The organism is Secundilactobacillus oryzae JCM 18671, from assembly GCF_000740055.1.
Lineage (GTDB): Bacteria > Bacillota > Bacilli > Lactobacillales > Lactobacillaceae > Secundilactobacillus > Secundilactobacillus oryzae.
In genome coordinates, this window is the sequence record NZ_BBJM01000017.1 from 34,275 (window position 1) to 44,385 (window position 10,111).

General features: G+C 42.3%; 8 protein-coding genes. All 8 read right to left on the minus strand.

Annotated features, from left to right (window positions below; translation table 11 throughout):
• Positions 1-2: 2 nt before the first annotated feature.
• Complete coding sequence (gene yajC / locus LOSG293_RS05660) at positions 3-407, minus strand: preprotein translocase subunit YajC (RefSeq protein ID WP_034528064.1); 405 nt, start codon at positions 405-407, stop codon at positions 3-5.
• Positions 408-471: 64 nt separating this feature from the next.
• On the minus strand, positions 472-1,614 hold the full coding sequence (tgt, locus tag LOSG293_RS05665; RefSeq protein WP_034528067.1) for a tRNA guanosine(34) transglycosylase Tgt: 1,143 nt from the start codon (positions 1,612-1,614) through the stop codon (positions 472-474).
• 117 nt (positions 1,615-1,731) lie between these two features.
• A complete protein-coding gene (gene queA, locus LOSG293_RS05670; protein ID WP_034528070.1) occupies positions 1,732-2,766 on the minus strand; it encodes a tRNA preQ1(34) S-adenosylmethionine ribosyltransferase-isomerase QueA in 1,035 nt (344 codons plus the stop codon).
• Positions 2,767-2,786: 20 nt separating this feature from the next.
• A complete protein-coding gene (gene ruvB, locus LOSG293_RS05675; RefSeq protein ID WP_034528072.1) occupies positions 2,787-3,794 on the minus strand; it encodes a Holliday junction branch migration DNA helicase RuvB in 1,008 nt (335 codons plus the stop codon).
• Positions 3,795-3,818: 24 nt separating this feature from the next.
• Positions 3,819-4,406: a Holliday junction branch migration protein RuvA gene (gene ruvA / locus LOSG293_RS05680; RefSeq protein WP_034528074.1), complete on the minus strand. Its 588-nt coding sequence runs from the start codon at positions 4,404-4,406 to the stop codon at positions 3,819-3,821.
• A gap of 71 nt (positions 4,407-4,477) precedes the next feature.
• Positions 4,478-6,439: a DNA mismatch repair endonuclease MutL gene (gene mutL, locus LOSG293_RS05685; protein WP_034528078.1), complete on the minus strand. Its 1,962-nt coding sequence runs from the start codon at positions 6,437-6,439 to the stop codon at positions 4,478-4,480.
• A gap of 17 nt (positions 6,440-6,456) precedes the next feature.
• Positions 6,457-9,054, minus strand: a complete 2,598-nt coding sequence (mutS, locus tag LOSG293_RS05690) for a DNA mismatch repair protein MutS (RefSeq protein ID WP_034528093.1) — start codon at positions 9,052-9,054, stop codon at positions 6,457-6,459.
• A gap of 58 nt (positions 9,055-9,112) precedes the next feature.
• Positions 9,113-9,916 (minus strand): TIGR00282 family metallophosphoesterase, encoded by an 804-nt coding sequence (locus LOSG293_RS05695; RefSeq protein WP_034528081.1) that lies wholly within the window; start codon positions 9,914-9,916, stop codon positions 9,113-9,115.
• Positions 9,917-10,111 lie beyond the last annotated feature (195 nt).

A 10,111-nucleotide genomic window follows, 5' to 3' on the forward strand; every position in this document is an offset into this window, starting at 1 on the left:
AATTACTTAGTTGTGTCGGCATCTGCTGCTTTATCAGCCTCTGCGTCCGTTGTTTTTTCGACGTCATCGTCAGAGCCTTCAACTGTTTCTTCAGTCTTAGCTTCTTCTGGCTTTTGAACGTCTTCAGCTACAGCTGCACTAGCTGACTTTTGTGTCACTTGCGCAATTGCACGTAAGTCAAACACGAGATAAACGCCATCTGCATCGATTGTAACAGTCTTATCTTCTTCGTTGATTTCATCAACGACACCGTGCAAACGACCGATTGTGATAACGTGATCACCCTTTTGTAACTTGCTTAAGGTGTCTTGGTGTTTTTGTTGTTGCTTTCGTTGCGGTCTAATCATCAAGAAGTACATCACAACGAACATGATGACGATTAGTAAAATACCTGAATATTGACCCATCTTGTTCACCCCTTATTCTGTCTAATTAATACTGTACCAAACTTATTTCTAATCGTCTACTAAATTAGAAATTCTTAGCGTTTGGTAAGTTATAGCCATAACTCTCAAAAACCTCTTCACGTAATTCTAATAATTGATCGTTCATGATGGCTTCACGAACCCGCTTCATCAAATTCAATAAGAAGTATAAGTTATGATAGCTTGCTAAACGCATACCAAAAATTTCGTCAGCTTTGAATAAATGACGTAAGTAAGCGCGTGTGTAGTTCCGACACGTGTAGCAGTTACAGTTATCATCAACTGGTGAAAAGTCGTGTGCATACGCTGCATTCTTCACGACAAGACGACCATGACTCGTCATCAAGGTGCCTTTACGGGCAATTCGAGTTGGTAAGACACAGTCAAACATGTCGACCCCACGAATAACACCGTCAATCAACGAATCTGCTGATCCGACACCCATGAGGTAACGTGGCTTATCTTCGGGCAACATTGGTGTTGTAAACTCGAGTACTCGATTCATTTCTTCCTTTGGCTCTCCAACAGATAACCCACCGATAGAATAACCTGGGAAGTCTAAACTGGTGAGATCTTGCACAGACTGTTTCCGAAGATCTTCGAAACCCGCACCCTGAACAATTCCAAAGAGTCCCTGAGTTTCGGGGTTTTGGTGGGCACGAAGCCCTCGTTCCGCCCATCTTGAGGTCCGTTCAACCGAATTTTTAATGTAGTCATACGTTTCAAAATATGGGGGACACTCATCCAAACTCATCATGATATCTGGACCAAGGTCATTTTCAATCTGAATGGCCTTTTCAGGTGATAAGAACATCTTGTCACCATTTGCTGGGTTTCGAAAATGGACTCCTTCTTCAGTTAACTTGCGATTTTCGGCAAGTGAGAAGACCTGGAATCCACCTGAATCAGTTAGAATCCCCTTATCCCAGTTCATGAATTTGTGAAGTCCACCCGCCTCTTTGACTAAAGATTCACCAGGCTGGAGCCACATATGGTAAGTATTAGCCAAAATGACACCGGCACCCATTTCATCAAGTTCTTCGGGTGCCATAGATTTTACCGTTGCATTTGTTCCGACCGGCATAAACATTGGCGTTGGAAAAGTACCATGAGGGGTAATGAGTTCCCCCAGACGCGCGCCGGTATGCTTATCTTTTTTAATTAGGCGATATTTAATCGCTGGTTCCATTTGCTGGATCCTCCTTTGAAATTAACTCGCTCTACTTTACCATTATCAACCAAAATTAAACAGGCAAAAAAATTAATACGCAGAAATTCGACTGTGTATCAATCCTGGTGTAGATAACTATTTAATGAACATGGCGTCACCAAAACTAAAGAAGCGGTAACGCTCTTCAATCGCGTGTTCGTAGGCATTTAAAATGGTTTCACGACCTGTAAATGCTGCAACAAGCATCACAAGAGTTGATTTAGGTAAATGGAAGTTTGTAATGAAGGCATCCACAACCTGCCATTGGTAACCCGGCTTAATGAAAATATCGGTCCATCCTGAATCAGCTTTAATTTCCCCATTAAACTTAGTTCCAATGGTTTCCAGCGTCCGAATAGAAGTCGTCCCAGTTGCAATAATGCGACCACCATTGGCCCGGACCTCTCGTAATGTTTGCGCTGCTTCTTCAGTGAGTTGATAGAATTCACTGTGCATCTTATGATCTTCAATATTATCCTCGTCCACTGGTCTAAAGGTTCCGAGACCGACATGAAGCGTCAGATAAACCAACTTCACACCCTTATCTTGGGCTTTTTTCAATAAGTCCTTCGTCCAGTGTAACCCCGCAGTCGGCGCGGCAGCTGACCCAACTTGCTTAGCATACACCGTTTGGTAACGCTCTGGATCATCTAATTTTTCTTTGATATATGGTGGTAAAGGCATTTCACCTAACGCTTCAAGAATTTCCATAAAAATCCCGTCATAATGAAATTCAATCATCTTACCACCGTGATCCAGGTCTTCGGTGACCGTTGCGGTTAACTGGCCATCCCCAAAGGTAATGGTTGTACCAACAGGCGCCTTTTTTGCCGGCTTAGCTAGCGTTTCCCACTTATCACCCTCAGTATTATGCAAAAGCAAGAGTTCAATGTGTCCACCCGTTTCAGGCTTGGTCCCATAAATTCGAGCTGGCATCACACGAGAGTCATTCATGACCACTGCGTCACCCGCATTCAATTCATCCAAGATATCGTAAAAATGCTTATCTTGCATTTCACCTGTTTCATGGTCCAAAACCAATAATCGCGAAGCATCTCGCTGTTCAATCGGTGTTTGGGCAATTAATTCATGTGGTAAATCATAATCAAAATCTTCTGTTGTTAATGTCATGTGTTCCACCTAATTTTGTTTTATTTGACAAACGGAATACCCAAATGAGCATATCCCGCTTCGGTGACCATTCTACCTCTAGCCGTTCGTTTGATAAAACCAATTTGTAGCAGATACGGTTCATACATTTCCGCAATCGTATCGGCTTCTTCACCAATATTTGCAGCTAACGTACTCAAGCCAACGGGACCACCATTATAATAATTAATCATCGTCTTTAAGAGCTTAGCATCTGTGCCATCCAAGCCTTTGTTATCCACTCCCAAAATCTCGAGGGAATGGTCGACAATCGGTTTGTCGATTGAATTGTGTTGCTCAGAAACCTGGGCAAAATCGCGCACCCGTTTCAGTAGTCGATTCGCAATTCTCGGTGTCCCCCGTGAACGACTGGCAATGGCATGAGCCCCTTCTTCTTCAATGGGAGTTCGAAAAATATCTGCTGTTCGAGACACAATTTTTTCCAATTCATCAATTCGGTAGTAGTTCATATGCTCCACTATCCCAAAACGATCCCGAAGCGGGGCCGACAACTGACCGGCACGGGTAGTCGCGCCTATCAAAGTAAATGGTGGCAATGGAAAGTGAATGGGATGAGCAGTTGGTCCCTGTCCTACCACAATGTCGACATAGAAATCTTCCATCGCAGAGTACAGCATTTCTTCCACAATTTTCGGTAATCGATGAATTTCATCAATAAATAGAATATCACCCGGCTTCAATTCATTCAGTAAAGCCACCAAATCTCCTGGCTTCTCGATAGCTGGCCCACTCGTCGTTCTGACGTTGACGGCCATCTCATTTCCGATCACCATAGCAAGTGTTGTTTTACCCAATCCAGGTGGACCATAAAGTAAGACGTGGTCTAATGACTCTTCACGTTGCTTGGCTGCTTCAATGTAAACGGAAAGTTCGTGCTTAATTTCCGATTGTCCAACATAGTCAGCTAAAGTCTGTGGTCTAAGTGAACCTTCCAGGGAAGCCTCGTCTTCCTCGATATCTTTTGAAACTAATCGGTTATCTTCATCCATGTCGGCTCCCCCTCCTTTTTATCATCATTTCATCAAGAATTTTAAACCTTCACTTAAGTACTGATCGGTTGTGACACTGCCTAATTTCTCTAGTTCAGGCTTAACCTTTGCCACATCTTTCCCCTTGTAACCTAAGGCAGTCAGGGCATCAAGTGCATCCTGCAATTCTGGTGACGCCGTCTTAGGCATCGAGACAGGTTCTGCAGTCATGCCAGCAAATTCACCAAGCTTTCCTTTTAGGTCCAGAATAATCTGCTGGGCTGTTTTTTTCCCAATACCAGGGAATTTCACTAAAAAGGTCACGTTCTCTTGGTTAATCGCATTCACAATCCCTTGATGATCCTCATTTGCCACAATAGCCAACGCACTTTTTGACCCAATTCCAGAAACGTTCAACAGCTTTTCAAAAAGTTGCTTTTCCTCTGATGAGGCAAAGCCGTATAAACTGTGTGCACTATCAGAGATTGTCTGATGAATATACACTTTATCCGTCTCACCTTCTTGGAAATAATAAGGATTAGCAGCATAGACAAGATAGCCTACGCCGTTGACGTCGACCACAATATGGTCAGGTTTAATGTCAGTAATTTTGCCTGTCAGGTATTCATACATGCTATTTTTCGTCCAATCTAAACATACGTTTGCTTAAAATTGTATCACATTCGGATTCGAACTCGAACCCCTTAGGCAAAATCGGTTAACCCAGTCTGGTGCGCATCTTGAATTCGTTTGAACATTTTTTCCATGTCTTGATTGTCAAAATGGACTAACACTGGGCGTCCATGAGGACAGTTAAACGGATTTTCAGCCGTTTTGAGCTTTTCAATTAATGCCTTTGCCTGTTGGTCATCAAGATGGTGATTAGCCTTAATCGCACGCTTACAGCTCATCATGATGGCTGTTTTTTCACGAAAATCAGCCACTGAAATACGACCGTCCGCAATCACCCAGTCAATCATTTCTTTGATAGTATCTTCCTCTTGTCCGGCTTTAAACCAGGTTGGATGGTGGCGAACAATAAAACTATTTTGACCAAACGCCTCTAATTCAATTCCGGCACTGGCTAATTTCTCTAAATTAGACTGAATTCTTAACACATCGGCCGTTGGATAATCGAGCATAATTGGAACTAACAGATTTTGTTGATCGTCCGAAACCTCACCAATGGCTTTGCGATAATACTCATAGTTCACCCGTTCCTGTGCCGCGTGTTGGTCCAGAATGTATAATCCAGATTCATCCTCGGCCAGTAAATAGGTGCCATGCATTTGACCAATATAGCGCAAATCAGGGAATCGTTCCTCTTTTGATACCGGTTGGCGTAGCATGTCATCACTAAGTGTCGCCTCAGATTCAGCCGTTTGAACAGTTGGCTCAGACGTAGTCTCTGCATATTTAGCTTCAAATTGCTTCATACGATCACTATTAAGATCCGCCTTGGTTTTAATCACTAGTGGCTCGTAAGGCGCATCGCTGGTAATGGCATCAAACAGGGCTCCCTTAGTTTGGGGTTCGCTAGTCTCTTTGGTCACCTCTGGCGTTGGAACGTCCGCTTGAAAATCATATTTTTCTGAAACTTCATTCAAATTAATTGAGAGTTGATCCGTGTTGACCTTCTCATTAACCCGTTTATTCAAATTCTCCGCTGCATCCGGAATCAAATTCTCACTAGCCAAACGATTAAAAATAGTTTGTGAAATCAGCTCGGTCAATTCGTCTTCCTTAGTAATTCTAACTTCTTGTTTAGTTGGGTGGACGTTCACATCCACTAGCAAGGCATCCATTTGAATGTTAATTACTGCTAACGGAAATCGGCCAACCATTAGCTTCGAGCCGTATCCAGAAACAATGGCCTTAGTTAACTGAAAATTATGGATGTATCGTCCATTCAATAACAACGTGATATATGAGCGACTTGATCTTGTTAATTTAGGTAGCGAAACATAGCCACTAACCGTGAAATCATCGGTATGATTTTCAATCTTAACCATTTCCCGAGCGTTCGAAATGCCATAAATGCCGGAAATAACTTGAAGTTGATCACCACGACCTGCGCTTCTCATCAGTTCTCGGCCATTGTGCGTTAACGAAAAAGAAATAGCTGGATAACTCAACGCTAAGCGGTTCACAATATCGGTAATTTTCGACAACTCAGTATTTACCGATTTTACATACTTTAGCCTAGCTGGCACGTTATAGAAGAGGTCTTTAACCGTAATGGTCGTCCCTTTACGAGCAACCGCTGGCTTTTCTTCAATAACTTGGCCACCAGAAATATGGATTTCAGTGCCCTCACCACCCGTAGAAGTGCTTAGAGTCACATCGGCAACTGAGGCGATGCTAGGTAGAGCCTCACCTCTAAAGCCCAATGAGTGCACCTTAAATAAGTCCTGACGATCGATAATTTTACTTGTCGCATGGCGCTTAAAAGCCATCGCAACATCATCAGACGCAATGCCATCCCCATCATCGATTACCGAAATGAGTTTCAAGCCTGCCTCTTCAATTTTAATGTCAATTTCGGAGCTGTTCGCATCAATTGCGTTTTCAACCAATTCTTTCACAACTGAAGCTGGTCGTTCTATAACTTCTCCAGCTGCAATTTGATCAGCCAAGACTGCTGATAACTCATGAATTTTGGCCAATAGAATTCCTCCTTAACTTACTTGCTCAATTTCTGCTGCCACTTGTTCACTAAATTCATAACGTCCATCGGTGTCACAGACATCAAATTCAATTTTTTCAACGAATCAACGACTGCCGTAACTTTCGGGTCAAGTTGACTCTCGCTGAAGAGCGAGAGTTGTTCATCTTCATTAATGGTGTCGACCTCTGCAACATCCGGCTCACTTACCTTCGCCATTGGTTTGCTTTCAACTGTTGAAATATTGTTCGTCTTATTTTCAGACTCCAACTCTGACAGGATTTTGGCTGCACGACTCAAAAGATCATTAGGCATCCCCGCTAATTTAGCCACATGAATACCGTATGACTTGTCTGCTGGGCCAGATTCAACCTGGTGCAAGAAAACGAGCTCGCCATCTTTTTCAACCGCCCCAACATGGACATTCCTCAAATCGGATAAACTATCTTCTAAAGCAGTCAATTCATGGTAGTGGGTCGAGAAAAGCGTTTTGGCGTGAACATTGTTGTGGACATACTCAATAATTGACTGGGCTAAAGCCATCCCGTCATAAGTGGCCGTACCCCGGCCAATTTCGTCAAATAAAATCAAGGAATTAGGTGTCGCGTGCAAGATAGCCTGGTTCGCTTCTTGCATTTCAACCATGAACGTACTTTGACCCGAAATTAGGTCATCTGCAGCACCAATTCGAGTGAAAATTTGATCAAAAATTGGTAACTTAGCAGACTCAGCAGGTACAAAGCACCCCATCTGAGCCATGATGACTGTTAACGCCAATTGACGCATGTAAGTACTTTTACCAGACATGTTAGGCCCCGTGATTAACAAGATACTTGTCTTAGGGTCCATATGAATGTCATTTGGAACGTAACTTTGACGTCCCATCACCTTTTCAACAACTGGATGACGTCCTTGAACAATCTCCAAATCGTGACTGTCCTCGCTCATTTTAGGCTGAACTAATCGATAATCTTCACTTACTACCGCAAAGCTCTGAAGAATATCCAAAGTTGCAACCACTTTGGCCAATTTTTGGAGACGTTGAATAGCATCCTTCACAATATCGCGAACTCCAGTAAAAAGTGAATACTCTAACGCTGATGATTTTTCTTGCGCTTCTAGTATGAGCTGTTCCCGTTCTTTTAATTCAGGCGTCGAAAAACGCTCTGCATTAGTCAGTGTTTGCGTTCTTTTATAGCGTCCTTCGGGTAACTTATTGAGATTAGCCTTTGTCACCTCGATATAGTAACCGAAAACGCGATTATAAGCGACTTTCAAGGTACTAATACCCGTTGCCTCACGCTCTGATTCCTGTAATTCAGCAATCCATTGCTTACCATTTCGCATAGCATCCCGGTACTCGTCAAGCTTAGCATTATAGCCATCCTTGATAACGTTCCCCTCGGTAACTGACAATGGTGGATCGTCAACAATCGCATTTTCGATGGCTGTCGCCACATCTTCAACCGGATCCAACGATTTCAAAATGTTATCCAATTCTGGTGCATCTAGGGTCTCCAAGACGTGGATGATTTTAGGCATTTGCTGTAAGGACGTCTTTAACTGAATAAGGTCCCGACCATTGACACTACCAAAGGCCACTCGTCCGGCTAAACGTTCCAAATCATACACAGAAACCAGTTCATCCTGAAGATTGCTTCTTTCAAAGTAATGATCAAGTAGCACTCTAACCTTATTTTGGCGATCCTCAATTGCGGTTTTAGAAAGCAATGGGCGATCAAGCCATTGTTTTAATAAACGTGCGCCCATTGCGGTTTTAGTCTCATCTAATAGCCACAGCAAGGTGCCTGATTTTTTCTTAGTTCTAATATTGTGAGTTAACTCAAGGTTATATTGTGAGTAATGGTCCATCTTTAAATAACGTGATGGCTCGTAGCTTTCAGCACGCTGAAGATGCGCCAAACTCCGCTTTTGTGTGACGTTGATGTACATCAAAAGCAGAGATAAAGCTTGTTGCTGATTATCATCATCAATATCTTGAGACAGATAACTCGACTCAGCCTGTATCACAATTTCTTCTTGATGAGAAACTAGTATGCCTAATTTGGTAATTTGATCAATCAGTGTGCTTGGAACCGTTGAATTCACAACGATTTCCTTTGTTCTCAGACTGACTACTTCATTCAGCAACTCATTCACATCAATCAAGGTTGCCACTTTCAATTCCCCAGTAGCAATATCTGCGTAGGCAAATCCCATTTCATGCGAATCGGTGTTGGCTACCAGTGCCGTGAGGTAATTATTTGATTTAGCGCTTTCTGATCCAACCTCCGTATTGGTTCCTGGCGTCACCAATTGGATCACTTCACGTTTAACCATTCCTTTGGCCAGCTTAGGATCTTCCATCTGCTCACAAATGGCCACTTTATAGCCTTTATCCACTAAAATATCGATGTAATTCTGCACTGCATGATGGGGTACACCACACATTGGAATTGGGTTGTCCGACTTATGATTCCGAGTCGTCAATGTTAATTCCAATAATTGTGCGCCTTTGATTGCATCATCATTAAACATTTCGTAGAAATCTCCAAGACGATAAAACAAAAAAGCATCAGGATATTGGTCTTTAATTTTTTGATATTGCACCATCATTGGTGTTTGATTGGCTACTTTAGCTGTCTTTGCCACTCCAAAAAATCCTCTCTATTACCTAACCCATATAAGGATGTTCTTTACTAATTAAAATAGGCTTGATTGCCTTGGCCAAACCAGTATTGTCGTCTAAATCGATTACACAACCGGAAAGAATTCCCGGACCATTGTCTTCAACTTCGAATCGGCCAGGACGTTGAGTTAAAAATCGTTCAATAACTGCACCTGATTTCATTCCCAAGATGCTATTCGCTGGACCAGTCATTCCGACTTCAGTCAGAAATGCTGTTCCGTCGTTCAAAATCTGTGCATCACTTGTTTGAACATGAGTATGCGTGCCTACTACCGCTGATACCCTACCATCTAAATACGTTGCTAACGCACGTTTTTCACTAGTTGTTTCGGCATGAAAATCAATAAAAATAAAATTATTTTGCTTCTCAACTTCTGAAATTATTTCCTCAGCCTTTTGAAATGGATCATCTAAGGTATTCATGAAAACCCGGCCCTGAAGATTAATCACAGCTAGAGATGCACTATTGATTCGAATACTCGTTACACCCTTGCCAGGAACATGGTCGCCTGGAAAATTGGCAGGACGAATTAATTTATCTGTGCTATTGATGAAATCATAAATTTCACGATTATCCCAAGCGTGATTTCCAAGTGTGACCACATCAGCACCAGCTTGCAAGATTTTTTTATAAATTGCTTGGCTGATCCCACGGCCAACTGCAGTTGAGTTTTCCCCGTTTACAATGGTTGCTTGAGGTTTTAGATCCCGCTTTAATTGAGGCAGGTAGGTTTGAACCATCTCTTGTCCTTTATTTCCAACGACGTCACCAACAAAAAGTATTCGCATTCTTTTCCTCTTATCTAACTAGTTTTTTTATAACTAACTCCCGACTATTTTACCATGCTTTTTGAAAAAAAATGGCTCTATACTAAATCCTGTTGATGGATATCTTAAGTGATATTCTATTAACAGGGTTTTTTGCATAAAAAAAGGCCCATGGCCTCATATACTTAAAATCCACCCACCACAAGCATCATTAGA

Coding starts and splice junctions, on each gene's coding strand:
- yajC (WP_034528064.1), bottom strand. CDS start 407: ATGGGTCAATATTCAGGTATTTTACTAATCGTCATCATGTTCGTTGTG.
- tgt (WP_034528067.1), bottom strand. CDS start 1,614: ATGGAACCAGCGATTAAATATCGCCTAATTAAAAAAGATAAGCATACC.
- queA (WP_034528070.1), bottom strand. CDS start 2,766: ATGACATTAACAACAGAAGATTTTGATTATGATTTACCACATGAATTA.
- ruvB (WP_034528072.1), bottom strand. CDS start 3,794: ATGGATGAAGATAACCGATTAGTTTCAAAAGATATCGAGGAAGACGAG.
- ruvA (WP_034528074.1), bottom strand. CDS start 4,406: ATGTATGAATACCTGACAGGCAAAATTACTGACATTAAACCTGACCAT.
- mutS (WP_034528093.1), bottom strand. CDS start 9,054: ATGATGGTGCAATATCAAAAAATTAAAGACCAATATCCTGATGCTTTT.
- LOSG293_RS05695 (WP_034528081.1), bottom strand. CDS start 9,916: ATGCGAATACTTTTTGTTGGTGACGTCGTTGGAAATAAAGGACAAGAG.